Source organism: Acinetobacter sp. YH12132 (assembly GCF_013418645.1).
GTDB lineage: Bacteria > Pseudomonadota > Gammaproteobacteria > Pseudomonadales > Moraxellaceae > Acinetobacter > Acinetobacter indicus.
Genome location: NZ_VPBR01000007.1, coordinates 66,430 through 92,173 on the forward strand (window position 1 = coordinate 66,430; position 25,744 = coordinate 92,173).

The following is a 25,744-nucleotide window of genomic DNA, read 5'->3' on the forward strand; positions in this document are numbered from 1 at the left end:
TCTATTCCCCTAAAGCATCTAATAAGTATTTTTTTGAACTTTTCCTCAGACTTTCTAATTTTTTATTAACGTCTGAATAATCAATAGCTTTAAGGTCAAAAGTTAACCCTAATGTTGGATCATATAACCTATCCTGCAATCCTAAAAGATGGCAAAGTGAGAAAAACCTATCAGACCCTCTATCTTTATTTATCAAAACAACAAACTGTTTATTAAAAATAATAGAAAAAACCATTCCATGAAATGAGTCTGTTATAATAAAGTCTGATGATTTAAAAGATGCAACCCAATCTTGTACAGAAAGCTTAGAGTTTTTAGTCAATAAATTAAATACACTTTTATGTTGACACTCAACGTTAATTTTTTTAACTAACTCTTTTTTTTCAGAATTTTCATCAAGTATATATGTAATACAATCATAATTTTCAGGTGACTTGTTCTTAATCATATCTAAATAAAAAGACTGGTCTATAAGCAATGTTGGATCTAAAACCAATTCAGCATCCTGTCTATCAAAATCTTTTTTACAAATTTCCTGCCCACTACTTTCTCGTACCGATACAGCATTAAAGTTTGATAAATATTTTTTTATATTAAGACTTTCGCTAGGAGCTTCCCAAGTATCTATTCCAAAAGAAGCTGCATAAGAAATTTTTTTTATTTCTCGATTTAATTTAAAATTTAAAAAATAAGTGTCATATTCAGTATCATTGATATAAGTATAACGCCAAACCTGATCACTCCCAACAACAATCGCATCTATTTCATGTTTATTTAGAAAGTCTTCTATTTGAGACTTATAAATCATGATTTTTGTTTGGTTAGGCATATACTCATCAAAAAATTGTATATTATTAATATATTTAATATAAGAGTTTCTAAACCCCTTTAGGTTCTGAAAAGGCAATATCTCTAGAGCTTTAATAATAATAGCTTTCCAACCTTTCTGAATCTGGTACTTTCTTAACAAAACTGGGTTGTAACCCTCTCTTTCTAAAAAATTATATAGTGCGGCAGCCTGTAGAATTCCGCCATAATTATGTCTGAGGCCTAAAGTTAATATTGCAACATTTTTCATTTATTTTTTAACCCCCTTTTTTGTAGAATATTTAGCTAAATACCTATTAATAAAGGTATAAATTTTTAATTTAACTAGGCTACTTTTCATCTGCTTATTAAACAAACTAACATTTTGTGTAGCTTTCCAAAAAGATAAACTATTACTTCTAGTTTTAGCTCTTAAAACCTGAATTTGATTGAGTAGAAAACCTTGATCAATTAAAAATTTATTTCGTTTTTTAGGAAATAACTTTTCATTACTACTAGCTAATTCCACTCTAACTTTTAGACCATTATGTCTATGATTAAAACTACCCTGTTGCGACTGTAACACCTTACTCTCTAGTAGTTCATCTAATACTAAATCACACTCAACTAGACCAGATTTAATAATTTTATCTGCAAGTAAACTTCTAGTTATAACAATACTATCTCCCAAGCCACTTTTATAATAAGGATCTATCCATGCATCCCCTAATGATATATCTGCTAATTCTGTTACAACATCATCACAAAAATCACAAGCATTTGATTTAAACAGTCCTGTACCCCACATATCACCCAATGTTTTCATTTCTACCATATGTATTTTATTAGTATTTTTCTCTACACAAGAAAACTTATAATCTAAAGCAAAACTTTCTTTATTTTTTACTCGGTATTCTGCATTTTGATAATCTGAAAAACAACCTGCCGATTGTGCTAAAAAATCTGTATAATATTTACTCTTTAGTCCTCCACAAATTATTCCTACAACGAATGGTATTTTCTCTTTTAATTCAGGATAATAATATTGCTTTAAACGAATTGCCTTCACAAAGCAAGCTACCCCCGATACAGCAACTTTTCCATCTGTAGTAGAAATTTTCTCAAATAATTCTACCATTGTTACTGGCACATAACGGGTTTTTGAAATTTTTGTAATATCTTGAAAGTTCGAAAAAAATTGATAAGAATATTCACCATTTTTTTCTTTAACGATAAATAAGTGATCTACAATTTTTTCTTCTAATAATCTTTTAAACACATATGTTGCTATACCACCAGAAGAAGAGGTTTCTCTAAACTGCTTAGCATATCCTGCATACAAATTAGTGTAATAACCAAGTTTACTATTATAGTTTTTAGTACGATCTTTTAAAAATAATTCCCCTAGTTCATCTTCATTTTTTTGCTCTGGAGCAAATGGACAAACTGATATCATTTTTTCTTGAGTAGAATTAACCCCTAACTTTGGAACCAAAAAACCATTTTCATCCCAAATCATTTTGGCCTGCTTATACTCATCTTCAGAAATACAAGCACCACAACCAGTACATAAATTATTTTTAACTATAGATTCTATATTCATTTTACATAACCACTAATTTTAGAAAAAACAAACAATCTTTCTGAAGACCCTAAACCAAATACAATAATACTAAAAAGAACACTTATAACTACGAGAAATGATACTAATATGAATGATAAAAAAGAATCACTTAACCCCAACCCACCCAACAAAAAGTATATTAATGAAGTTGAACTAATCACCACCAAGAAAGACCTTAAAATAACTGATTTTAAATATAAAGAAACACTAAATTCAGTCAAACTACTAATAAAATATAACCTCAACCCTAAACTTAAAAAAGCCATTACTAAAGCAACCCAATAAATAACAACAGGTTCATATCCAAATTGTAATAACACATAACTAAGAGGTAAATTTAAAAATACAGCTATACTCACCACAACTTGATAAGCTCTAACTTTTCCTGTTGCTTGTATCCCCGTCATTAATGAACCAGAAAGACAATCTACCAATAAAACAATAAGAGCCAACTGAACAAAATCTACTAAAAATATTGGCAATTGATTTAACCAAAGCTCTAACAAGTATTTAGTATTAAATAAAATAGGTAACACAACCATAAACGCTAAAAAAAAGCTAAATTTAGAGGCAGAGTTTATTAGCATTATATTACGCTCATAATCTTCTTGTGCGTAACTTTTATAAATTTGTGGGTTTATTGCTGTCACAACAGAGTTAATTAAACTACTTACAGCCGAGCTCAAATTAGCAGTAATAGCATAGGCAGAATTAGCAACAACACCTACAAAAATATTTAACAAAACATTGACACCCTGCGTTTTTGCCATAAAAGCAAAATTCCCAAATATATTCCAAGATGAATAAATAGCTATTTCCTTTAACAGCTTTAAATCTACTTTTTGTAAACTCAACCCTTTATTGAATTTTTTAGAACAATAAACATAATAAATCAAAAACAAGGCTATAACTGAAACCAAATACATTAAAGAATATTTTTCTAAAATAGAATCTTCAAGTAAGTATAATAGATATATTATAACCAGCTTAGTTACAGCATCTAACAAAGAAAAAAATGCAAAAAAAGACATTTTTTCTTGAGCAAGAATTAATGAATTAAATGGTGCTTGTATAATTGATATAAAGACCACAAAAATAGAACAGTAGTAAATAAAGTAAGCTGATTTCAAATATTTTAAGTCTACAACCAAAAAACCCTCAATTACTTTATTTTTCAACAAAAAAAGAGAAATCGCTATTAGTACTGCAATGCTTAAATGCAAAATAAGGCTATTTTCCCAAACAGTATTTAGCATCCGCTCATCTTTCTTTCCAATATAATATGCTAAATACCGTTGTGTAGATGAAACCATTGCTCCATTAATAAATGAAAAAAGTATAGCGACTCCAAATACGAGATTGAACAGCCCATACTCTTCAACACCTAATATAGATAAAAGCTCCCGTATCGAGTACAAACTAACAGCTGTTATCACAATAGTGCGTATTGCTAAAAAAATTGAATTTTTGACAATTAAGCTATTGTTTTTCACTGATATTTCTCTATTTACACAATTACATTATAATCTAGTAGTTATACTGCTAATGAAGCTTTTAGACTGATGAAGCTCAAAATTTAAATCCAATATAACATGCTTAATTTTCCCAAAGTTTAGATGTCTCCCACTGTCATCTGCTTAATCTGATCATCTGCAACTGCGAAAACATTCGCACCATATTGTAACTCTGGTATACGTTTTGCTGAATATCAAAACCCACAACAGGCAACTGCTTCCAAACTCAACTGCTAGGGGTAAACCGACATAACCCAAACCAGTGACAACAATTTTCAGGTCAGAGAGCTTTAGCATTTTAACGCCTTATTTATCTACGTATACTTATGAAGAGTAAATCTTTCGGCGGGAATGTTAGCAGAAAATTATGAATGTTCTGTTATGATTTTTAGCCAAAAAATCCAAAATGCTTCCTTTTGTGTCTGTTTTTTGCAAATGAGCTTTCTATAATTTTGCGGTATCTCACAATTTAGATACTTTTTGCCTCATTTTTCTGGCTATGCTTGCGTATACTTTCGCAATCTACTTACAATTTGTTATATACCCTTAAAATAACTTCGGTAAACTATTTTTTATTTTTTATGATTTTAGAAAAATCGAGAACGGGAATACGTGTGAGACAATTTAAATCTATAATTCTACTGTCTTTTTTGGTGACAGCAAGCGGGTGTGCGGTCACCTCCGGCTTACAGACCTACGACTTACCGGCAGAAGGGGTCTATCAAACAGACTTGGGGACTTCGGTGAATGTGGTCCGACTCACTCAAGATACTGTACTCGGTTTGCAACCGGCCGTACAAAATATTCAGCAAGATTATGCTCACCTGTTTACCCAGTCACATCGCAACTATAACCTTAGTCCAGGTGACATTCTGTCGATCTATTTATGGGCCTACCCAGAAATTACCCCACCTACCAATACGATTAGCAATGAACAGGCTATACAGGCCAATGGTTATCAGATTGACCAAAGTGGCTATATTCAATTCCCGATTATTGGTCGCTATAAAGCTGCCGGTAAATCTTTAAGTCAGGTAAACCGTGAGCTGCGCAGTCAGTTATCGCGTTATTTAAAAACGCCTGATGTAGTAGCGCGGGTTCTGTCTTATCAGGGCCAGCGTTACTCGGTACAAGGTAATGTAATGAAAGGTGGGCAGTTCTATTTAAGTGACCAGCCAACCAGTGTCTATACCGCTTTAGGTCTGGCCGGTGGTGTCAATGCCCAGCAAGGCAATAATGCTTCTATTACCTTGGTGCGTCAGGGGCAGACCTATCATTTAAACAGTATTGAACTGGAACAAGCCGGTTTCTCTTTACATAATCTGCTGATTCAACCGAATGACACGCTGTATGTGAACAGCCGCGAAAACCAGAAAATCTATGTCATGGGGGAATCGGGTAAAAACCAGTCCTTGCCTATGCGTGATCAGGGCATGAGCCTGAGTGATGTACTCGGTGAAAGTCTGGGCTTAAATCCATTGTCGGCCAGCCGTAGTAAAATTTATGTGTTACGCAGTCAGCCAAGTGGTGCACAAACCGAAGTCTATCATCTGGACTTAAGCAGTATTGCCGACTTTGGTCTGGCTAATCAGTTTAAAATGCGCAGTAATGATATTGTCTATGTCGATGCATCGGGCCTTGCGCGCTGGCAACGTGTGGTTAACCAGATTATTCCATTCTCAAATGCTTTATATAATTTAGACCGTTTGGGGAACTAATGAAAATTAACAATATTCTGGTGGTCTGTATTGGTAATATTTGCCGTAGCCCGATGGCGGAATACTTTTTAAAACAGGAATTTCCGCATTTACAGATTGAGTCTGCCGGTATTTCCGGGCTGGTCGGTCATGCAGCCGATGACAAAGCCAGTCTGTGCATGCAGCGCTTAGGGATTGATATGAGCCCGCATGTAGCCCGCAAGCTGAATGCCGAGCTGGTCAAGAAAGCCGACCTGATTTTAGTGATGAGTCAGAACCAGCAAAAACATGTGGAACAGACCTGGCCCTTTGCCAAAGGTAAAACCTTTAGGCTCGGCCACTGGCAAAGTAAAAATGTGGCCGATCCTTACCAGCATGATCAGGCAGTATTTGATGAAACCTGCCAGCTGATTCAGGCCTGCATTGCAGACTGGAAAAAATATATTTAACTTTCGAACAAAAGACTATGAGCCAAAATACCAATACAGAAGATACCATTGACCTGAAGGAATTGTTTTTCTCCTTAATTGCCCAGTGGAAACTGATTGCTCTCTGTGTCATTTTAAGTTTGGTCTGTGCCTTACTTTATTTAAGAACCACACCAGACACCTATCAGGTTGATGCGCTGGTTCAGGTCGAAGAAAATAAAGGAGCATCTGCCGCCTTATTGGGCGATTTGTCCAATATGATTGAGCAGAAATCACCGGCTCAGGCCGAAATTGAGATTCTGAAATCGCGTCTGGTACTTGGTACCGTCATTGATCGCCTGAATTTAAATATTCGCATTCATGGTACAGAAGACAGTTTCTGGAGCCGCTTACTGAATAAGCATGAATATGACAGTGAATATTCGGGCAAATCCGTGCTGTTTAAAGACAACCAGAAAAGCTTTGATGTACGCAGCTTTGAGATTCCAGATTACTACCGCGATAAAAATCTGCTGCTTAGTTTTGCCGAAGGTCAATACCGTTTAACGGATTCAGCCACAGAACAGGTGGTCTTTTCCGCACCACTGAACCAGACCAGCCAGTTACAGTCTGAGTATGGCCTATGGAAAGTCGGTATTTATAGTCAGGACAGCTTTGATAGTACTTACCTGATCCAGAAGCAAAGCCTGCCTGCAGCCGTTCGTAGCTTGCTCGCTGATTATTCGGTGGCCGAAAAAGGCAAACTGACTGGTGTGCTGGGCCTCAACTACCAGGGTACCGACAAGCAGCATATTACCCAGGTGCTCAATGCCATTTTAGCGGCCTATAGTCAACAGAATATTGAACGTCGCTCGGCTGAAACCGCACAAACCTTAAAATTCCTGGAAGATCAGCTACCGGAACTGAAACAACAACTCGATGTCGCTGAACGTGAATTTAACCGTTTCCGCCAGCAGTACAATACGGTCGATGTCACCAAGGAGTCAGAGCTGTATCTGACCCAAAGCGTGACCCTGGAAACTCAAAAAGCCGAGCTGGAACAAAAAGTGGCTGAAGCCTCAGCTAAATATACGGCTGAACACCCAATTATGCAGCAAATGAATGCCCAATTATCGGCCATTAATAAAAAGATTAATGAGCTAGATGGAACATTAAGACGCTTACCAGAATTGCAACGTCAGTACCTGCAACTGTTCCGCGAAGTGGAAGTGAAACAGCAGCTGTATACCGGCCTGCTTAATTCTTATCAGCAGTTACGTATTGCCAAAGCCGGTGAAATTGGCAATGTGCGTATTGTCGATACCGCGGTAGAACCGATTGAACCGATTAAGCCAAAGAAATTACAGATTCTCATTTTATCAGTTTTCCTGGGTGGTTTCCTCGGAACACTGCTGGCCTTATTACGTAATATGCTGCGTAGTGGTGTTAAGGATTCTACCCAAATTGAAAATGAACTGGACTTACCGGTGTATGCCACTGTGCCGCGTTCGCCTGTACAGGAAAGCCGGATTAAACTGCTGAAGAAGAAAAAGAATATTCCTATTCTTGCGGTTAAAAATAGTGATGATATTGCCATTGAAAGCCTACGCAGTATGCGTACTGCCATTCATTTTGCCTTAAGCAGCGCCAAGAACAATATTATTATGATTTCTGGTCCAGCACCGGAAGTCGGCAAGTCCTTTATTTCAACCAACCTGGCCACCATTCTGGCGCAAAGCCAGAAACGGGTACTGATTATTGATGCGGACTTGCGCCGCGGTTATTTGCATAAGTACTTTAATCATGCAAACCAACCGGGTCTGGCAGACTACTTAAATGGTCAGACCGAGTTAAGCCAGGTCATTAAAGCTACGGAAGTATCTGGTCTAGATGTGATTGCCCGTGGTAAGAGTCCAGCCAACCCATCTGAACTGCTCAGTACCACACAATTTAGTGCCATGCTGAATCAGCTATCAGAACAGTATGATCATATCTTGATTGATACCCCACCTATTCTGGCCGTCACAGACGGGATTATTATTTCCCAGCATGCCGGGGTAAATCTGGTGATTGCACGCTATGCCAAGACACAAATGAAAGAGCTTGAATTGACCATCAACCGTTTTGAACAGGCAGGCGTGAAAGTCAATGGTATTATCCTGAATGATATTCAGCGCTCCAGCGCAGGCTATGGTTATGGCTATAACTATTCCTATGCCTATAAAGCCAATAAGGATAATGACTAATTTTGCAGTGACCGATTGCTTTAAAAATCTCGCTACGGCGGGATTTTTAATCTTTCCAGATTACAACTCTACTCAACAGTTTGCATTGAAAAAATAAACTCGTCCGCCTATGGTGTGGAGAGCAAAAAACTCCTGAGAATCAAAAATGCGTCTATCAAAAATATTGCTTGCGACCCTTGCCCTCAGCTCATCCCTGACCTTTGCCCAAGGGATTGTGCTGAATGACCAGAACCTGCGTACCGACCTGAATTGGCTGAATCAGCAAGGGGTGATTCAGATCAGTACTTCCACCTGGCCCATGAGTGGCGATGAAATTCAGCGTGCCCTGTCTCAGGCAAAAATCAGCACCCCTGTCCAGCAAAAAGTAGTGGATGCAGTCCTCACTCATTTAAATGCCGATAATCAACTTCTGAAAGCTGCGCTGTTTGCAGAAACTGATCATAAGTATCTGCCTCAAGCCTTTGCTGATCAGGAAAAATCACAATATCAGGCTGGTCTGGAACTGAATGCTGGCGGTAGCCAATGGGATGCCCGATTACGGGTCAATGCTGAAAAAGACCCACAGATTGATCATGATCAGGATGTGAATGTTGAAGGCTCTTATATTGCCGGGAAACTCTGGAATCAGTGGCTGATTGCCGGTCAGATTCCAACGTATTGGGGACCCGGTCATGAGGGGAGTCTGATTCGTGGCGATGCCAGCCGCCCAGTCTATGGCATTACGGCGCAGCGGGCAGAACAGACTGCTTTTAGCAGCAAATGGCTGTCCTGGATTGGGCCGTGGCAGTACCAGGCCTTTGCCGGTCAGCTGGACAATTATGATGCGGTCCCAGATACCAAACTGATTGGGCTGCGTGTTACTGCTCAACCGCTTCCCTATCTGGAACTGGGGGCTTCACGCGCCATTCAGTGGGGTGGTGAAGGACGTCCGGAGAACTTTGATTCTTTATGGGATGCAATCATTGGTAAAGATAATGTCTATGGGGATACAGTCAACCCATCCAACCAGATTGCCGGTTTTGATGCGCGTTTAAACCTGCAACCTTTAGTGCAAATGCCGCTAGGGGTCTATGCCCAGTATGTCGGTGAAGATGAAGCCGGTGGCCTGCCCGCGAAAAAAATGTATCTGGCTGGGGTAGACTATTCATCAAGCTATCAGAATATGCCCTACCAGCTATATACCGAATGGGCTGACACGCGTACCAATGGCAAGGCACAAGGGATTTCCTATAATCATAGTGTTTATACCGATGGCTTCTATCAGCATGGTTACCCATTAGCACATGCAATGGGTGGTGATGGCCAGATGATTGCTGTGGGCGGTGATATCCGTTTTGATCCTTTAAACCGTCTGCATGGCCGGGTGCTGTTTGCTAAATTTGATCAAGCAGCCAATCGACCAGGTAGCCGTCAAACAAACTATGCTTTTCCTGAGCAAGATGAGCTAACAGCTTTAGATATCACCTGGACACATTATCTACGTCCGGATATTCCACTTAAACTGAATGGCTGGCTGGGAGATTCAGACCTGCATGGTCAAGATGGCGGTGCCTCAATCGGCATTGAATTCCCGCTGGAAAAAGGACTGTTTAGCTACTAAGGCCGTTAAATCTCGTTTTAAAGACTCAGATCAGCACTATTTCAATACGCTTTCTGAGTCTGCTGATACCTGACCCGTCTAGCACCAGACGGGTTTGTTTATCTTAAAATCGCCGGTAAGGGTCGCTCACGGCCCGGCAAACTCAGCTCAAGTTTCATTTTTTGCAGCATCTGATAAGGCTGCTGCTGCACAAACATATTCACAAAACTGGTTGGAATCGAACCGGCTGGATCGGCATAGCCATAGGTAGAGACCTTGACCCGGTTGGCGCCCAGTTTTTGAAAGGTCCAGTCGCCTTCATAATGGGTTAAACGCACATAGCTCGGGTTTAAGGGATAACCCTGACTGACGGCTTTGTTCTGAATATGAATCACGCCTTGGGCATCTTTAAACATTCTGCCTTTGACCACCAGATCGCGGTCTTTTAACGGAAAAGGAAAGTCCAGCACCATATACAGCAGGAACTCGCCTTTCTGGTCATCACGCGACAGTACCTTTACGCTGCCCATATACGGCACCCAGCTAATGGCATGCTCCACATCCAGAATCAGGCCAGCGGCCTTTTCAATCGAGACCGGAAAAGTGGTTTCTGCCTTGTACAGGAACACCGGGTTTTGCGGATGCTGATAGGTCCAGACCTTAATATTATTTTTATGAATATTGAGTTTGGCATTCTGCAAATTCTGGGCGGGTACACTCGCCGCCATGGCGAGCGCACCGGCCAATACAATCCATTTTTTCATTCCATTGTTCATCTTATTTTAGTTTTAGTGTTGTTATAACGGATTTTACAGCGGTTTTAAACTTGAATATCGTTAAAACCCAAGACATCTTTCATGTCATATTTACGCGCATCACGACCGACCACCCAGGCAGCAGCACGCACGGCGCCAGCAGCAAAGTTCATCCGGTTGGTGGCTTTGTGGGTAATTTCTACGCGCTCGCCTTCACCAATAAACATGGCGGTGTGTTCACCGACAATATCGCCGCCACGAATGGTCTGGAAACCAATGCTTTGACGCTCACGCGGACCGGTATGTCCTTCACGATGATAGACTGCATCTTTTTTCAGGTCACGGCCCAGGGTTTCTGCAATCGCTTCACCCATCATTAAAGCAGTACCAGATGGCGCATCGACTTTATGACGATGGTGCGCTTCAATCACTTCAATATCTACCGTATCGCCAAATACTTTAGAAGCAAGTTCTAAAAGCTTAATTGAAACATTGACGCCGACAGAATAATTCGCCGCATACACCACCGGAGTTTGCGTTGCCGATTCATCCAGATAGGCTTTTTGTTCATCATTCATGCCGGTAGTGCCAATCACAATTGCCACGCCTGCTTCACGACAGATTTTCAGATGGTTTACAGTAGCTGCCGGTGCAGTAAAGTCGATGACAACGTCACACTGCTTTACCACCTCTTCCAGACTGCCGACCACGTTCACACCCAGACTGCCAATGCCCGCAAGCTCGCCTGCATCTGCACCGATTAAGCTACTTTCCGGACGTTCCACCGCAGCTGCAAGTTGATAACCGGCCTGCTCAACGGCTTGAATAAGGATGCGTCCCATACGGCCACCGGCACCTAATACACCAATGCGTGGAGTTGCTGACATAACATATTCCTGATGTTGATTCGAAATTGTCCTTACTATATCAAAACTCCCTGCCCAGACTAAGCCGGCAGTCTAAAAAAGCCGAAAAAAACTAAGATGGCTCAACCGTAACCCGCGCACCCGGTAATTTAAAAATAGAAATTGAAAAGAAAGTTCTGATTTCTCGCGTTTTTTCACAAAAGTGCAAAATTGCTACAGCAGACTAGCCGTCACGAATGAATAGAATAGAATAGAGATTATAAGGAGATCAAGCATGCATTCGAAACAATTGGGGATGGCAGTGTGTATGGGGCCACTGATGAGCTCGGCTTGGGCAGAACCGCCATTACAACCGGGTGATACCTTGGAAAGCCTGTCTCAGGTCCGCATTACCACCACTTTACAGCCAGCAGTATCGGCAGAAGAAGCAGCACAAGTGGCGTTAATTGATGCAATTGAAGAAGAACAAAGCGAACAGAGCACCGAGATGGCTGTATCTCAGGACGATGCGCTGGTGGCAGAAATTGACCCTGTGGAAGGGGTTTAATTTTTTACTCGCCATAAAAAAGGGAGATGATGTTCATCTCCCTTTGTGTTTGAGCGCGCTGTTTAAACTGGCTTAGTCAAACAGACGGTCAAAGAATGATTTTTTCTTTGGTGACGAATTGTTGTTATCGCCATCCAGCGTCGCTTGCAGTTCTTTCAGTAATTCACGCTGACGCGAAGTCAGGTTCACCGGGGTTTCTACCACAATACGGCACAGCAGATCGCCGACCATGCTGGTACGTACCGGTTTCACGCCTTTACCGCGCAGACGGAACAGTTTACCGGTTTGGGTACCTTCCGGAATTTTCAGGCTCACCCGGCCATCCAGCGTCGGAATTTCAATTTCTTTACCCAGTGCGGCATCGGCAATTGAAACCGGCACATCCATATACAGATCGGCACCATCACGCTGGAAGATTTCATGCTCGCGCACCACCACTTCTACGTATAGGTCACCGGCCTGACCATCACGGATCGCTTCACCTTTACCGGTTAAACGTACGCGGTCGCCATTGTCGACACCGGCTGGAATGGTAACTTCCAAAGTCTGCTGACGGTCAGATACCCCTGAACCATGACATTTGTTACATGGGTTCTTGATGATTTTACCCTGGCCACGACAAGTGCTACAGGTCTGCTGCACCGAGAAGAAACCTTGCTGCATACGTACCTGACCGGCACCATGACAGGTTTTACAGGTTTCAACATCATTCGGATTTTGCGAGCCTTTACCATCACAGGCATCACACGGTGCAGGTGCGGTAAAGCTGATGGTTTTTTTCACCCCTTTAACCGCTTCTTCCAGGGTCAGTTCCATCACATAGCGCAGGTCCGAACCACGGCGCGCACGTTGCTGACGGCCACCGCCTCCAAAGGCCCCCCCAAAAATATCGCCGAACTGGCTAAAGATATCTTCGGCACTAAAGCCACCGCCGAAGCCGCCACCGCCCATGCCGCCTTCAAAAGCCTGATGGCCCATACGGTCGTACATGCTGCGTTTTTCGCTGTCCGACAGCACCTCATAGGCTTCTGAAGCTTCTTTAAATTTTTCTTCAGCTTCCAGGTTATCTGGGTTACGGTCCGGATGATATTTCATCGCCAACTTACGGTAGGCTTTTTTAATTTCATCATCACTAGCGGTTTTAGCAACACCCAAAACCTCATAATAATCACGTTTAGCCATGTCTGGCGATGCTCCTCACGGAATTTTATTTAAGACTCAACTGAGGTCTGAAATTGGGGTTTATCCCAGATTTACAAGGGCAGGCAGCGAAAAAAATTTAGGCTGCTTAAAACACCGCCTTGTTTTTCATGAATTTACTTAAGCCTTTGATCCAGGCATTAAGTAAATATAAGAAGGCAATGGCGCTGAACACCACACCGGCAATGGTGGTCGCAGTGACCCAGGTGGCATCATTCCAGGCATAAAAAAATAGCGGAATAAACCACAGGGCAGCAAATACCGCCAAAATGGAGTAGATCATGACATTGCGCATGACCCAGAGTGCCTGGGCCTGTAACCAGACTTCAGTCTGATCGACCATCACCACTTTACGGGCCAGCCAGTAGGCAAAAATGGCGCTAATTAAGGTAAACAGGGCGAAAAACATGAAGACGTAAGAAAGAGCAATCGAACGACGTAACTTGGCTAAGCTATCTTGCTGCATGTGTGCTTTAACCCCATTTACTGCATGTTTGGTTTTATAATATGCAGTAAATTTACCTATTGAAAATTGTAAAAATGAAGGTGCTACTATATTGAAATTTTCAAGCTTTCGCACCTTATATTGACACAAAATCAGGCCATATTCTGATTTTTTTTCACTTTAAACCACTGCGCATACAGGGCCGGCAAAAAGAATAAAGTGAGCAGGGTCGCAATAATCAATCCGCCCATAATGGCCACCGCCATCGGACCAAAGAAAATACTGCGCGACAGTGGAATCATGGCCAGCACGGCGGCCAGTGCCGTCAGCACAATTGGACGGCAGCGGCGCACCGTGGCATTGATAATCGCATCCCACGGCGCTTCACCGGCCTGAATATCCTGCTCGATCTGGTCAATCAGAATCAGCGAGTTACGCATGATCATCCCCGACAGCGCAATGGTGCCGAGCATGGCCACAAAGCCAAAAGGTTTATTGAACAGTAGCAGGAACAGCACCACCCCAATAATGCCAAGCGGCGCGGTTAAAAACACGATACAGGCCCGTGACATGCTTTTAAGCTGCAGCATCAACAGGGTAAACACCACCGCCAAAAACAGCGGCATACCGGCATTGACTGAACTTTGCCCACGCGCCGATTCTTCCACCGTCCCGCCGACTTCTAGCAGGTAGCCGTTTGGCAACTGGCTGCGAATCTGCTGTAAGGGTTCGCTCAGCTCCCCCACCACTGTGGCTGGCTGTAAACCGCTGCTGATGTCAGCCCGTACGGTAATGGTCGGTAAACGGTTACGGTGCCAGATCAGGCCTTCTTCAAAACGGTATTCAATCTGGGCAATCTGGGCCAGCGGTACACTATTGCCCTGTGCGGTTGGCACTGCCAGGCTGCTGAGCGAACCAACATCGACCCGCTCGGCTGCATCACCGCGCAGGCGGATTTCAATCAGTTCACGTTTTTCCCGGTACTGGTCAATTGCGCTGCCCAGAATGGAACTGTTGAGGAAATTAGCTAGATCAACACTGCTGACGCCCATTTGCCGTGCCCGGTCCTGATCAATCTGCAAATGAATGACCTTGCTTGGCTCACCCCAGTCCAGATGCACATTGGTGGTGTTTGGATTGTCATCGACCTGAGCTGCGACCTGCTGCGCCCATTGCCGTACCTGAGCCAGATCTTCACCGGAGACCCTGAACTGGAGTGGATAGCCAACCGGCGGACCATTTTCCAGCAGCGACACCCGGGTACGCGCTTCCGGCAATAATTTACGAATCTGCTCATCCAGCGAACGGCGAATTTCATCCCGGTCTTCTAGCGATGAGGCCAGCACCACAAACTGGGCAAAACTGGTTTGCGGCAACTGCTGATCCAGCGGTAAATAAAAACGCGGCGAGCCAGTGCCGACATAGGCCACATAGTTATCAATCCCCTCCTGCTTGGCCAGGAACTGCTCGACCTTTTGTACTGCGGCTTCGGTGGCTGTTAACGAAGCGCCTTCTTCAAGTTTCAGATCGACCAGAATTTCGGCCCGGTTTGAGGGTGGGAAAAACTGCTGCGGTACCAGCTTGAACATCAAAATCGACAGCACAAAAATGCCTACCGTAGCGGCAATCACGGTTTTGCGGTAGGTCACACAGGTATCGACCCAGCGGCGAAAGCCCTGATAAAAACGGGTCTGATACGGATCATGCTGCTCTCCAGCATGATATACCACAGGTGCTGGAGCGGGCTGCTTGCGCAGACGTGCCCAAAGGCGCTGATACCAGCTGGCCTGTTGTGGCTGCTGATTGAAATCGGGCAGCAGTTTATCACCCAGATACGGCACAAACAGCACCGCGGCAAACCAGGACACCACCAAGGCAATGGTCACCACCTGGAAGATGGAGCGGGTATATTCACCGGTACTAGACGCGGCCGTGGCAATCGGTAAAAAGCCGGCCGCGGTAATCAGGGTACCGGTCAGCATTGGAAAAGCGGTGGTTTTCCAGGTAAAACCAGCCGCCTGAAGCCGGCTATAACCCTGCTCCATTTTAATGGCCATCATCTCTACCGCAATAATGGCATCATCCACCAGCAGACCCAGCGCCAGAATCAGGGCACCGAGGGAAATCTTGTGCAAGCCGACATCAAACAGATTCATGCCGGCAAAGGTCATTGCCAGCACCAGCGGAATCGAAAAAGCCACCACCAGACCGGTACGAAAACCGAGCGAGAAAAAGCTGACCAGCAGCACGATAATCACCGCCTCGGCCAGTACCTTCATAAATTCATTAACACTGTGCTTGACCGCCACCGGCTGATCCGAGACTTTTTGCAGCTGCATGCCCAGTGGCAAGGTCTGTTGTAGCCGCTGGAATTCGCTGGCCAGATTTTCCCCCAGCGCCAGAATATCGCCGCCTTTACGCATGGACACGGCAATGCCAATCCCGTTTTCGCCCATAAAACGCATCCGCGGCTGGGCCGGATCGCTAAAACCGCGGTAAATCTCAGCAACATCACCCAGCTGAATGGTGGTGCCATTGACCAGTAGCGGCATCTGCTGCAAGGCTTCAACACTGTTTAGCTGGCCACTGACCCGGACCTGAATCCGGTCGGTTTCGGTTTCAAAAAAGCCGGCACTGGCCATGCTGTTCTGCTGCTGCAATGCCTGCTGAATGGCGGTAACCGGAATACCGAGCTGGGCCGCTTTAGTATTAGACAGTTCAATCCAGATTTTCTGGTCTTGCAGGCCAATCAGTTCGACCTTGCTGACATCCTTGACCCGCTGCAATTGTAGCTGCAGGCGGTCGGCATATTCTTTTAAGGTGGCATAGTCAAAATCTTCACCGGTCAGCACATAAATATTGCCGAAGGTATCGCCAAATTCATCGTTAAAAAACGGTCCCTGCACGCCTTGGGGCAGTTCATGCCGGATATCATTGATTTTCTTGCGTACCGTATACCAGATATCCGGAATTTGCCCGGAACGCAGCGAATCTTTGGCAATAAAGGTCACCATTGATTCTCCCGGACGTGAATAGGCCAGAATCCGCTCGTACTGCCCGGTGGTCATCAGCTCTTTTTCAATCCGGTCAGTGACCTGCAAGGAGACTTCTTTGGCGGTTGCGCCCGGCCAGTAGGTCTGCACCACCATCACCTTAAAGGTAAACGGCGGATCTTCACTCTGCGACAGCTTGGAATAGGAATACATGCCAATAATGCCGAGCAGCAGCATGAAATACAGAATCAGGCCCTTGTTTTTTAAGGCCCATTCCGACAGGTTAAAGTTTAGCGGTGCGCTCATGCTTAACCCCCTGCCTGAAGCTTGACGGCACGGTTTTCCCGGTCAATCGGATGAATTTTTTGCTGGTCGCGCAGCAGATGTACCCCACCCACCACCACATAGTCCGTTGGCTTCAGCCCGCTAAGTACCGGTACGCTGTCACGGCCATAAGCGCCCAGCTGCACATCTACTTTACGTAGTTGATGATTGGCACCCACCACCAGGACATAGGCCTGCTGGCCATTGGCCGAGACGCTGGACAGCGGTACGGTCAGCTGCTGCTGTGCATTGCCATTTAAAAACACCCGCGCACTTTGTCCCAGCTGGATGGCCGGATTGGCAGCACGCAGCGCCACCTTGACACTAAAAGTACGTGACTGGTCAGCTGCCGGTGAAATCTCCCGCACATAGGCTTCAAAGCGCTGATCCGGCTGTGACCATAAGGTGACCGTAGCCGGCTGACCGACTTTAATCTGGCTCATGGCCTGCTCCGGCACGCCAATCACCACTTCACGTTCACCGGAAATTGCCAGCTGATAGGCTGCCTGACCGGCTGCCACCACCTGCCCCACTTCAATATTGCGTGCGGTAATCACCCCGTTTTTATTGGCCACCAGCCGGTTATATACGGTCTGGTTCTGCGCCACCGCATAATTGGACTGCGCCTGTTTCAGCGCTGCCACAGCAGATTTGTACTGATTGTCGATGGCATCGTATTGCGAGCGGCTAACCGCATTCATTGGCAACAGCTGCTGAAAACGTTGCAATTCATCTTGGGCAATTTTGGCAGCCGACTGGGCACTGTCGAGCTGGGCGCGCGCTGCATTCAGCTGTAACTGGGCATCTTTAACATCTAAACGTGCCAGCACCTGCCCGACCTTGACCTGATCGCCAACATCGACATAGCGTTCCACCACCTGACCGCCCACCCGAAAGGCCAACGCGGTCTGCTGACGCGCCTGCACCTCACCAGCATAGCTTTTTTGTGCCTGATGACTGGAGGTGGGCTGGGCCACCATCACATAGGGAATATTCTGTTCAGTGCTGGCGCTGTCCTTGCTGCAACCGACCAGGGTGCTACACACCAGGATCAGGCTGAGAACTACCGTGTTAATCGTGCTCATGCGGTTGACTCTTATTTGTCAGATGTTTTTCAGGCAAAATAGCAATATATTAAAAATGATCAATTTTTAATTAATATACCGATGAGTACATTAATTGCAAGAAACAGCAAAACACAATGACTGTTTTTATTTTATTTAGGATATTTTCAGCAAATGAACGTCGGACGTCCCAAAGATCTCGAAAAACGCCAGCGCATTCTGGAATCGGCTAAATCCTTGTTTTTAAAGCAGGGCTATCATGGTTCGAGCATGAATGAAATTGCCCGCGATGCCGGCGTGACCAAACTGACGGTCTATAACCATTTTCAGGACAAGGCCACCTTGTTTACCTGTGCCATTGAAGATACCTGTGAAGCCCTGATCATGGCGCGTCCGCCGCAGCTCAGTGCCGACAGCAATTTCCAGCAGGCGCTGGCGCAGCTGTGTGCGCTGTCCCTGGAAATTGTCTATTTACCCGAAGCCATCAAGCTGGAATATCTGCTGCTCGATTTGGCCTCACAGCAAAGTCCGCTGTTACAGCAGTTTTATCAGGCCTCGCATCAAAAGCTGAACCAAGTCTGGCAGCACTTTTTCCAGCAGGCCATTGATTTAGGTTTTATCCAGCAGATGCCGCTAGAACAGTTAATCCAGTTGATGTTGTCGTTGTTACTCGGTCAGCGCCATCATGAAATTTTGCTCGGCATCCGTCCGATTCCGGCCGCCGATGAACAGCAGCAGCTGATCCAGTCCAGTATCCAGCTGTTCCTGCAAGCCATCTCCAAGTGACTGGCTGCCTAAGCCTTGAACAAAACCGGCTTTCTTGCAGCGCTTCCGGATAAAAATTATCCGACTTTCGCCTTATCTTGGCTTGGATTGTCACGAATTCCGGGTATAGTCAAAACAGGAACTCTGGAGAGGGAAAAAAATGATTCAACAAATTGCTGCTCCATTACGCGAAGATGTGCGTCTGCTGGGAAATTTACTGGGCGATACCCTGAAACAGCACGCCGGACAAGATTTGTTTAATCAGGTCGAACAGATTCGTGCGCTGGCCAAAGGCGCCCGTGATGGCCAGATTGAAGCAGAAAAACAACTCGAACAACTGCTGTCCAGTCTGGAAGATGAAGAAATTCTGCCGCTGACCCGTGCCTTTACCCACTTTTTAAATTTTGCCAATATTGCCGAGCAGTATCATGTGGTGCGTAGCCGCCGCCAGAGCGAATTTGATGATAGCGCGCCCTCCCCGAATCCACTCGATCATCTGTTTCAGAAATTCCAGCAGCACGATATTTCTGCCGAGACCTTGTTCCAGCAGATCTGCGAGCTGAATATTGAACTGGTCTTAACCGCGCATCCGACCGAAGTCAGCCGCCGCACCCTCATTCAGAAATATGATGGCATCAATGCCTGCCTGTCGGCTTTTGACCAGCAGAAACTGACGCCGCGTGAGCGTCAGGCGGTACTGGAAGAGCTGAAACAGCTGATCAGCTCGGCCTGGCAGACCGATGAAATTCGTCAGCATCGTCCAACCCCGATTGATGAAGCCAAATGGGGCTTTACCACCATTGAACAGACGCTGTGGAATGCTGTGCCTAAATTTATCCGGGAACTGGACAGTATGGTGCAGGCCCAGTGTGGCCAGCAGCTGCCGCTGGAAATTGCACCGCTGCGCTTTGCCTCCTGGATGGGCGGTGACCGCGATGGCAACCCGAATGTGACCCATCAGGTGACCCAGGAAGTGCTGTGGCTCTCGCGCTGGAAAGCCGCCGATTTGTACCTGCGCGATATTGAAGATTTGCGCTGGGAACTGTCAATCCAGCAATGCAGTCCGGAGCTGCTGGCTGCCATTGGTACGCCGCATCCTGAACCGTATCGTGAATATTTACGTGAGACGCGCCAGCGTTTGACCGCCACCCGTGACTGGCTGGCGCAAAAGCTGCAAGGCCTGGATGCTGATGACAGCCAGGTGATTAAAAGCAAACAGGAACTGCTGACCCCGTTATTGTTATGTCACCGCTCGTTAATGGCCTGCAACATGCCAGAAATTGCCAATGGCAAGCTGCTGGATTTCATTCGCCGGGTCAACTGTTTCGGAATTGAACTGCTCAAACTGGATATCCGTCAGGAATCTGGTCGCCATCGTCAGGCCATTTCGGCAATTACCGAGTATCTTGGGCTGGGCAATTTTGAAACCTGGACCGAACAGGCGCGGCAGAATTTCCTGCTACAGGAACTGCAAAGCAAACGTCCGCTGTTGCCTAAATACCTGCAGGAACCGAAACAGAGCCTGATTGAACATCCGGATGTGCAGGAAGTGTTTGCCACCATGCGGACTCTGGCCGAACAGCCATCGGAATCGCTAGGTGCCTATATTATTTCCATGGCCGAATATCCAAGTGATGTGCTGGCGGTGTTATTGCTGCAAAAAGAAGCCGGTATTCAAACGCCGCTACGCGTGGTGCCGCTGTTTGAAACCCTGAAAGATCTGGACGGCGCAGCCAATACCATGCACACCCTGTTTGGCATGCACTGGTACAAACAGCATATTCAGGGCAAACATGAAGTGATGATTGGCTACTCCGACTCGGCCAAAGATGCCGGCTTTATGTCGGCCAACTGGGCCCAGTATCGTGCCCAGGAAGAACTGACCGCTGTGGCGCAGCAGCATGGGGTTCAGCTGACCCTGTTCCATGGTCGTGGTGGTTCTATCAGCCGTGGCGGGGCACCGACCCAGCAGGCCCTGTTCTCACAACCACCGGGTTCTATTTCCGGGGCGATTCGCGTCACCGAACAGGGCGAAATGATCCGCTTCAAGTTTGGTCTGGAAGAAATTGCCTTACAGAATCTGGAAATCTATACCGCTGCAACACTGGAGGCGACCTTGCTGCCACCGCCGGTTCCTAAACAGGAATGGCGCCAGTTAATGCACAGCATGACTGACCTGTCGGTGCAGGTCTATCGCCAGACCGTGCGGGAAAATCCGCATTTTGTGAAATACCTGCGTACCGTGACCCCGGAACTGGAGCTGCAAATGCTGCCGCTTGGTTCACGTCCGGCCAAGCGTAAAGTCAGCGGCGGCATTGAATCGCTACGTGCCATTCCCTGGGTGTTTGCCTGGACCCAGATTCGTCTGATGCTACCAGCCTGGCTGGGCACCGGTGCGGCTATTAACCAGGTGATTGCCCAAGACCAGCAGGCGCTGCTGGAAGAAATGCTGCGCGAATGGCCGTATTTTCAGACCTTGGTGGATATGCTGGAGATGGTTCTGTCCAAGGCCGATGGGCATATTGCGCTCTACTATGAGGCGCATCTGACTGAAGATGAAGAACTGAAAGCGCTGGGTGCCGAGCTGCGTCAACGCCTGAAAGATGCAGTCCAGACCTTGCTGGCGCTGAAAGGTGAGTCACAGCTACTCAGCAGTAATGATGTACTGGATCAGTCGATGAAAGTGCGTAAACCATATTTGCTGCCGCTACATCTGCTGCAGGCCGAACTGATGAAACGCCGCCGCCAGTATCTCAACAGCCAGCAGGCCGAACATAGTCCGGTAGATCATGCCTTAATGGTCACCATTGCCGGTATTGCCGCCGGATTACGCAACACCGGCTAAGTCAAATTGGCAAAAACATACAGCACATGTTCTGCATGTGCTGTATTTTTAAGCAGTCATAAAGCTGTCATTTCTTTTTTTATGAATAAAATAATTATTATTTATACATTCCCTCCAGCCAAAGTCGATGAATTAATCTACTGATTTCATACTGTTTTTATATTGAAAAATTTTTACCCTGCGGTAAAAAATAAAGCAAAGTCATAGAATTAATTTGAACAAAAATTTTGTATCTCCGATTAAATCTTTTAAAAAACAGGAGTATGATTGGCACAATTTGTCTTTAGAGTGCTCAAAATATGTCCAATTGGTTTCCCAAATGGCGCCCGTATCAAGGCAGTATCGATGCACGTCCTGTAGGTACCAATGAGTATCTTCCACCTGCGCAAACTGTGGTCCTGGGGGTTCAGCACGCGTTTGCCATGTTTGGTGCGACGGTACTTGCGCCTTTCCTGATGGGCTTTGACCCGAACCTGGCCATTCTGATGTCCGGGATCTGTACCATCCTGTTCTTTATTATGACCGGTGGTCGTGTTCCAAGTTATTTAGGTTCCAGCTTTGCCTTTATTGGGGTGGTAATTGCTGCGACCGGTTATGCAGCATCCGGCACGGGCGGACCCAACCCAAATATTGCGGTGGCAGCCGGCGGGATTATTGCCTGCGGTATTTTATATGCCCTGCTCGGCTTTCTGGTCATGGCCACCGGTACTCGCTGGATTGAAAAATTAATGCCACCTGTGGTCACTGGTGCAGTGGTGATGATCATTGGTCTGAACCTGGCACCGGTCACCGTCAAAGGCGTGGCCGGTAATCCATTTAATATGTGGATGGCGCTGGTTACAGTGCTGTGTATGGGTTCAATTGCGGTATTTACCAAAGGACTGTTACAGCGCCTGTTGCTCCTGGTGGGTCTGCTGCTGGCCTATCTGGTTTACTTTATTGTCAGTAATGTCATGGGTTATGGCACCCCGATTAACTTTGCCCCAATCCAGCAGGCGGCATGGTTTGGCCTGCCAACCTTCCATGGTCCGGAATTTGAAGTCAATGCCATGCTGATCATTGCCCCGGTAGCGCTGATTCTGGTGGCAGAAAACCTGGGCCATATTAAAGCGGTGAGTGCCATGACCGGTGAAAACCTGGACCCGCATATTGGTAAAGCCTTTGTTGCCGATGGTGTAGCCACGACTTTAGCCGGTGGTGTCGGTGCGCCAGGCATGACCACCTATGGTGAAAATATCGGCGTGATGGCGGTAACGCGTGTCTACTCGACCATTATTTTTGCAGTTGCCGGTGTGTTTGCCATTTTCCTGGGTTTATCGCCTAAGTTTGGTGCCATTATTCATACCATTCCAAGCGCGATTTTAACCGGTGCCTCAATTGTGGTGTTTGGTCTGATTACCATTGCTGGAGCCAAAATCTGGATTGAAAACAAAGTCGACTTCTCGAAAAACAAAAACCTGATGGTGGCGGCAGTGACCATTATTTTAGGTACCGGTGACTTTGCCCTGCAATTCGGCAGCTTTAACCTGGGGGGTATTGGGACGGCGACCTTTGCCGCACTGTTACTGAACCTGTTCTTTAGCCTGGGCGAAAAATCAGAAAAAGTATAACTGCCCTGACTAATATACAAAAAAACCGAAGCCGGTATGATCAGTACCGGCTTCGGTTTTTTTATCTGAAACCTAAACGCTAGCAGTCAGGTTTCAAGGCAAAATTAAATTATTTTTGCTTTTTCAGGGCTTTTTGCAGCTGTTTCAATTTGCCCTGATGTTTTGAAATCTTTTTCAAACGTGCTTTGATTTTTTGCTTTAACGATTTAACTTGCTTCGCCATGGTATTACTCCCTAGTAAGGCTATTCGCGCTTGTGCTGTTTCACAAAGCTACGAATAAATTTTCTTAATTCACGAGCAGCACTAGTATCCAGTTCTTCACACAAATGAATAAATTCATCGCGTTCAGCACTATTAATACGAATTAAAAGTTGTCCATCTTTTTTGCCTGTCTTTATTTTTTTGATTTGCTCGCTCATTGCTTCACTCCAAAATAAAGACGCTTTAACAAAAAGATGTATATACAATATATATACATTTTCAATTAAGTCAAATCTATCGTGTTAAAATATGTAATAAAATCAATAGATTTAGTTTACCAAAAAACTATAGACGCGCGCAAAGCCTGCCGGGCTCTAGCTTTGCGCAAAATACCGCCATCGGTTTATTTTTAAATTAAAGTTAGATGATTCGCTTGTTTTTCAACCAACCTTGATCTTGAAGCGAAATAACCTCCCAGATTCATCTTACCTGCCGAGTGCGGATTTTTATGGTTCTGGCTGACGATTAAAGACAAGTAAATAAAGCGCTGGCCACACCAGGAAGATCATTCCAGCCTACTGTGATAAAAACAGAGTGCCAGCGCGTTTTTAATTGTTATCGGTTTTAAGGTCTAAACTGTTTCAGTTCACGCTGAATAAAGTGCTGGAACATGGTCTGGTACAGCTGTTCAATCAGCTGAGCATCAAGTCCTAAACTGGTGGCCTGGCTACGCAAACGCTCCAGAATCTGGGTCTGGCGTTCCGGGGTCTGCATATCGGTTTCTGATTTTTTAAAACGGGTGGTCTGATCGACATAATATTGACGCGCTGCAATCAGCTCCACCAAAGCACTATCAATCACATCAATCTGTGCGCGAGCCTGTTCCAGCGACTCAACTTTCTCTTTTTTCATGTTGTAAGATGTCATTTTCAGCTTCGTTTTCACTTTTGTACTTTTCTTCTAACACATTACTGAAAATACTTTCAATCATCCAGACGCGATAAAGGCTATTAAACACATAACTTTGCCCGTCAATTCGCAGCTCCAGCACCGGTAAGTTCGGTTGAGACTTCATTTCACAGAGCATGTCATTGTCTTTCAGATACTGTTCAATATCGGCACTGCTCAGTTCAACAATGTTCAGCTCACGGCGTAACTGCTCGAAATGGGCTTTAAAAGACAGGTCTTTGCCCTGGGTCCACACCGCCTGCAAAATTCGGTGAATGGCCTGCATACGCTGCTCTTCCGGCACGCTATAAAACAGTCGCGCCATCTGATAGGTGGCATCTTGGGTCGGCCGGCAAAACGGGGTAAAGGCGACTTCGGTGCGTTTGGATAAACGGGTCGCCAGACTCCAGTCAAACAGGTCACGGCCCTGATAACTGAGCGGATAGACATTCAAATGAATATTATAATAATTGGCCAGCTCTTCCTGAATATAGGCCAGCAGCAGCCAGGAAATCGGATCTTCCAGCGCAATATATAAATCCAGCTCCGGGTCCATACGCTGAATTTCATTTAAGGCTTCGGCATCATTAATTAAATGCTCACGCCATTCAATATGATTAATCAGGAAAATCGGATTGCCGGTCAGCAGCTTCTGCTGTTTTAGGCGTCGGGTCAGGCGTAACAAATCATCCACCGCATGATACTGACGGCCACCAAATTCGAAATAGCTGGCAAGAATGGCATCCTGATTAAAAATCCGTTCCGAAAAATGCTGTTCCTGATGATGGCGGCTGGCCATGGCATACAGGGTGCGCAATTTGCCATACTGCTTTTGCCAGAGCATATGGAATACATCTTCCAGCAAATACAGAAAATCCTGACCGCGTAAAGGCGTATGCCGCAAGATGGTTTCGGCCTGTGCCAAGGCTTCCGGGGTCGGCTGTTCCGGGGTGTCATGAAAACTGAAACGATGCTGCTTGGACAGGATCTGTGCATCATTCAGGCAATAGTTCTGCCATTCCAGCGCCGACATCTGGTTCGGCGGCTCTGCACTGCCACTGGAAATAATTACCTTTAACGGCTTTAAGGCATCGGAGAGAATTTCTTCAAGCTGTGGCAGTTCCTGCACTGCCAGATAGCTATACACATCATCTAAACGCAGATGAATACTGAGGCCCTGCTCAATCGGTAACACCGCTTGACGAGACGGTTTTTGATAAAACCAACTCGATCGGATTGGATCAAACCAACGGCGTAACAGTGACATGAGCTGAGCCTCTAAAGGATTAAACGGTGCAATAAAAGA

General features: G+C 45.4%; 20 protein-coding genes and 1 pseudogene. 8 read left to right on the forward strand and 13 right to left on the reverse strand.

What is annotated here, in order from left to right; translation table 11 throughout:
* Position 1: 1 nt before the first annotated feature.
* The 4 genes and pseudogenes from FTU67_RS09285 to FTU67_RS14255 all read right to left on the reverse strand — a co-directional run.
* A complete protein-coding gene (locus tag FTU67_RS09285) occupies positions 2-1,078 on the reverse strand; it encodes a polysaccharide pyruvyl transferase family protein (RefSeq protein WP_180061669.1) in 1,077 nt (358 codons plus the stop codon).
* A complete protein-coding gene (locus FTU67_RS09290) occupies positions 1,079-2,410 on the reverse strand; it encodes a Coenzyme F420 hydrogenase/dehydrogenase, beta subunit C-terminal domain (protein ID WP_180061670.1) in 1,332 nt (443 codons plus the stop codon).
* Positions 2,407-3,924, reverse strand: coding sequence for a hypothetical protein (locus tag FTU67_RS09295; protein WP_180061671.1), 1,518 nt, complete (start codon positions 3,922-3,924; stop codon positions 2,407-2,409). The genes FTU67_RS09290 and FTU67_RS09295 overlap by 4 nt, the downstream gene beginning before the upstream one ends.
* A gap of 140 nt (positions 3,925-4,064) precedes the next feature.
* A pseudogene (locus FTU67_RS14255) lies at positions 4,065-4,242 on the reverse strand (Vi polysaccharide biosynthesis UDP-N-acetylglucosamine C-6 dehydrogenase TviB); the annotation flags it as partial.
* 317 nt (positions 4,243-4,559) lie between these two features.
* Here FTU67_RS14255 and FTU67_RS09300 point away from each other — a divergent pair.
* The 4 genes from FTU67_RS09300 (at position 4,560) to FTU67_RS09315 (ending at position 9,895) form a co-directional block, all read left to right on the forward strand.
* Positions 4,560-5,663 carry a polysaccharide biosynthesis/export family protein gene (locus FTU67_RS09300; RefSeq protein WP_180061672.1) on the forward strand — a complete coding sequence of 368 codons (1,104 nt, stop codon included), beginning with the start codon at positions 4,560-4,562 and terminating at the stop codon, positions 5,661-5,663.
* Positions 5,663-6,091: a low molecular weight protein-tyrosine-phosphatase gene (locus FTU67_RS09305; protein ID WP_004814137.1), complete on the forward strand. Its 429-nt coding sequence runs from the start codon at positions 5,663-5,665 to the stop codon at positions 6,089-6,091. Before FTU67_RS09300 ends, FTU67_RS09305 begins: the two co-directional genes overlap by 1 nt.
* Before the next feature lie 17 nt (positions 6,092-6,108).
* Positions 6,109-8,295 carry a polysaccharide biosynthesis tyrosine autokinase gene (locus FTU67_RS09310; RefSeq protein ID WP_180061673.1) on the forward strand — a complete coding sequence of 729 codons (2,187 nt, stop codon included), beginning with the start codon at positions 6,109-6,111 and terminating at the stop codon, positions 8,293-8,295.
* 145 nt (positions 8,296-8,440) lie between these two features.
* Positions 8,441-9,895: a capsule assembly Wzi family protein gene (locus tag FTU67_RS09315; protein WP_180061674.1), complete on the forward strand. Its 1,455-nt coding sequence runs from the start codon at positions 8,441-8,443 to the stop codon at positions 9,893-9,895.
* A gap of 98 nt (positions 9,896-9,993) precedes the next feature.
* Here the strand turns inward: FTU67_RS09315 and FTU67_RS09320 are convergent, their stop codons facing one another.
* Together FTU67_RS09320 and dapB are read right to left on the reverse strand one after the other, a co-directional pair.
* Entirely contained in the window at positions 9,994-10,638 is a 645-nt protein-coding gene (locus tag FTU67_RS09320) for an START domain-containing protein (protein WP_016658891.1), read from the reverse strand.
* Between the two features lie 56 nt (positions 10,639-10,694).
* Positions 10,695-11,516: a 4-hydroxy-tetrahydrodipicolinate reductase gene (dapB, locus tag FTU67_RS09325; RefSeq protein ID WP_075167666.1), complete on the reverse strand. Its 822-nt coding sequence runs from the start codon at positions 11,514-11,516 to the stop codon at positions 10,695-10,697.
* Positions 11,517-11,769: 253 nt separating this feature from the next.
* Between dapB and FTU67_RS09330 the strand changes: the two genes are divergently transcribed.
* Positions 11,770-12,042, forward strand: a complete 273-nt coding sequence (locus FTU67_RS09330; RefSeq protein ID WP_180061675.1) for a hypothetical protein — start codon at positions 11,770-11,772, stop codon at positions 12,040-12,042.
* 72 nt (positions 12,043-12,114) lie between these two features.
* Here FTU67_RS09330 and dnaJ read toward each other — a convergent pair whose 3' ends face one another.
* From dnaJ to FTU67_RS09350, 4 genes are all read right to left on the reverse strand, one after another.
* Positions 12,115-13,224, reverse strand: coding sequence for a molecular chaperone DnaJ (gene dnaJ, locus FTU67_RS09335; RefSeq protein ID WP_005181205.1), 1,110 nt, complete (start codon positions 13,222-13,224; stop codon positions 12,115-12,117).
* 106 nt (positions 13,225-13,330) lie between these two features.
* Positions 13,331-13,708 carry a hypothetical protein gene (locus FTU67_RS09340; RefSeq protein WP_005181203.1) on the reverse strand — a complete coding sequence of 126 codons (378 nt, stop codon included), beginning with the start codon at positions 13,706-13,708 and terminating at the stop codon, positions 13,331-13,333.
* 131 nt (positions 13,709-13,839) lie between these two features.
* Positions 13,840-16,986: an efflux RND transporter permease subunit gene (locus tag FTU67_RS09345; protein ID WP_180061676.1), complete on the reverse strand. Its 3,147-nt coding sequence runs from the start codon at positions 16,984-16,986 to the stop codon at positions 13,840-13,842.
* A gap of 2 nt (positions 16,987-16,988) precedes the next feature.
* Positions 16,989-18,089, reverse strand: coding sequence for an efflux RND transporter periplasmic adaptor subunit (locus tag FTU67_RS09350; RefSeq protein ID WP_075167670.1), 1,101 nt, complete (start codon positions 18,087-18,089; stop codon positions 16,989-16,991).
* A gap of 153 nt (positions 18,090-18,242) precedes the next feature.
* Between FTU67_RS09350 and FTU67_RS09355 the strand changes: the two genes are divergently transcribed.
* From FTU67_RS09355 to FTU67_RS09365, 3 genes are all read left to right on the forward strand, one after another.
* Positions 18,243-18,854 carry a TetR/AcrR family transcriptional regulator gene (locus FTU67_RS09355; RefSeq protein WP_160232189.1) on the forward strand — a complete coding sequence of 204 codons (612 nt, stop codon included), beginning with the start codon at positions 18,243-18,245 and terminating at the stop codon, positions 18,852-18,854.
* Between the two features lie 139 nt (positions 18,855-18,993).
* Entirely contained in the window at positions 18,994-21,678 is a 2,685-nt protein-coding gene (gene ppc, locus FTU67_RS09360) for a phosphoenolpyruvate carboxylase (RefSeq protein ID WP_104472326.1), read from the forward strand.
* A 299-nt stretch (positions 21,679-21,977) separates the two neighbouring features.
* Complete coding sequence (locus tag FTU67_RS09365) at positions 21,978-23,288, forward strand: solute carrier family 23 protein (protein WP_005181189.1); 1,311 nt, start codon at positions 21,978-21,980, stop codon at positions 23,286-23,288.
* A gap of 243 nt (positions 23,289-23,531) precedes the next feature.
* On the opposite strand, the gene FTU67_RS09370 is transcribed toward FTU67_RS09365, so the two are convergent.
* The 3 genes from FTU67_RS09370 to FTU67_RS09380 form a co-directional block, all read right to left on the reverse strand.
* Positions 23,532-23,708: a hypothetical protein gene (locus FTU67_RS09370; RefSeq protein WP_005181183.1), complete on the reverse strand. Its 177-nt coding sequence runs from the start codon at positions 23,706-23,708 to the stop codon at positions 23,532-23,534.
* 406 nt (positions 23,709-24,114) lie between these two features.
* A complete protein-coding gene (locus FTU67_RS09375; protein WP_075174684.1) occupies positions 24,115-24,402 on the reverse strand; it encodes a chorismate mutase in 288 nt (95 codons plus the stop codon).
* On the reverse strand, positions 24,383-25,705 hold the full coding sequence (locus FTU67_RS09380; RefSeq protein ID WP_180061677.1) for a hypothetical protein: 1,323 nt from the start codon (positions 25,703-25,705) through the stop codon (positions 24,383-24,385). The genes FTU67_RS09375 and FTU67_RS09380 overlap by 20 nt, the downstream gene beginning before the upstream one ends.
* Positions 25,706-25,744: the final 39 nt, after the last annotated feature.

What these genes read in the sequence shown, in the direction of transcription:
- FTU67_RS09285 (WP_180061669.1), bottom strand. Translation starts at nt 1,078, where the DNA reads ATGAAAAATGTTGCAATATTAACTTTAGGCCTCAGACATAATTATGGC.
- FTU67_RS09290 (WP_180061670.1), bottom strand. Translation starts at nt 2,410, where the DNA reads ATGAATATAGAATCTATAGTTAAAAATAATTTATGTACTGGTTGTGGT.
- FTU67_RS09305 (WP_004814137.1), top strand. Translation starts at nt 5,663, where the DNA reads ATGAAAATTAACAATATTCTGGTGGTCTGTATTGGTAATATTTGCCGT.
- FTU67_RS09310 (WP_180061673.1), top strand. Translation starts at nt 6,109, where the DNA reads ATGAGCCAAAATACCAATACAGAAGATACCATTGACCTGAAGGAATTG.
- FTU67_RS09315 (WP_180061674.1), top strand. Translation starts at nt 8,441, where the DNA reads ATGCGTCTATCAAAAATATTGCTTGCGACCCTTGCCCTCAGCTCATCC.
- FTU67_RS09320 (WP_016658891.1), bottom strand. Translation starts at nt 10,638, where the DNA reads ATGAAAAAATGGATTGTATTGGCCGGTGCGCTCGCCATGGCGGCGAGT.
- dapB (WP_075167666.1), bottom strand. Translation starts at nt 11,516, where the DNA reads ATGTCAGCAACTCCACGCATTGGTGTATTAGGTGCCGGTGGCCGTATG.
- FTU67_RS09330 (WP_180061675.1), top strand. Translation starts at nt 11,770, where the DNA reads ATGCATTCGAAACAATTGGGGATGGCAGTGTGTATGGGGCCACTGATG.
- dnaJ (WP_005181205.1), bottom strand. Translation starts at nt 13,224, where the DNA reads ATGGCTAAACGTGATTATTATGAGGTTTTGGGTGTTGCTAAAACCGCT.
- FTU67_RS09340 (WP_005181203.1), bottom strand. Translation starts at nt 13,708, where the DNA reads ATGCAGCAAGATAGCTTAGCCAAGTTACGTCGTTCGATTGCTCTTTCT.
- FTU67_RS09345 (WP_180061676.1), bottom strand. Translation starts at nt 16,986, where the DNA reads ATGAGCGCACCGCTAAACTTTAACCTGTCGGAATGGGCCTTAAAAAAC.
- FTU67_RS09350 (WP_075167670.1), bottom strand. Translation starts at nt 18,089, where the DNA reads ATGAGCACGATTAACACGGTAGTTCTCAGCCTGATCCTGGTGTGTAGC.
- FTU67_RS09355 (WP_160232189.1), top strand. Translation starts at nt 18,243, where the DNA reads ATGAACGTCGGACGTCCCAAAGATCTCGAAAAACGCCAGCGCATTCTG.
- ppc (WP_104472326.1), top strand. Translation starts at nt 18,994, where the DNA reads ATGATTCAACAAATTGCTGCTCCATTACGCGAAGATGTGCGTCTGCTG.
- FTU67_RS09365 (WP_005181189.1), top strand. Translation starts at nt 21,978, where the DNA reads ATGTCCAATTGGTTTCCCAAATGGCGCCCGTATCAAGGCAGTATCGAT.
- FTU67_RS09370 (WP_005181183.1), bottom strand. Translation starts at nt 23,708, where the DNA reads ATGAGCGAGCAAATCAAAAAAATAAAGACAGGCAAAAAAGATGGACAA.
- FTU67_RS09375 (WP_075174684.1), bottom strand. Translation starts at nt 24,402, where the DNA reads ATGAAAAAAGAGAAAGTTGAGTCGCTGGAACAGGCTCGCGCACAGATT.
- FTU67_RS09380 (WP_180061677.1), bottom strand. Translation starts at nt 25,705, where the DNA reads ATGTCACTGTTACGCCGTTGGTTTGATCCAATCCGATCGAGTTGGTTT.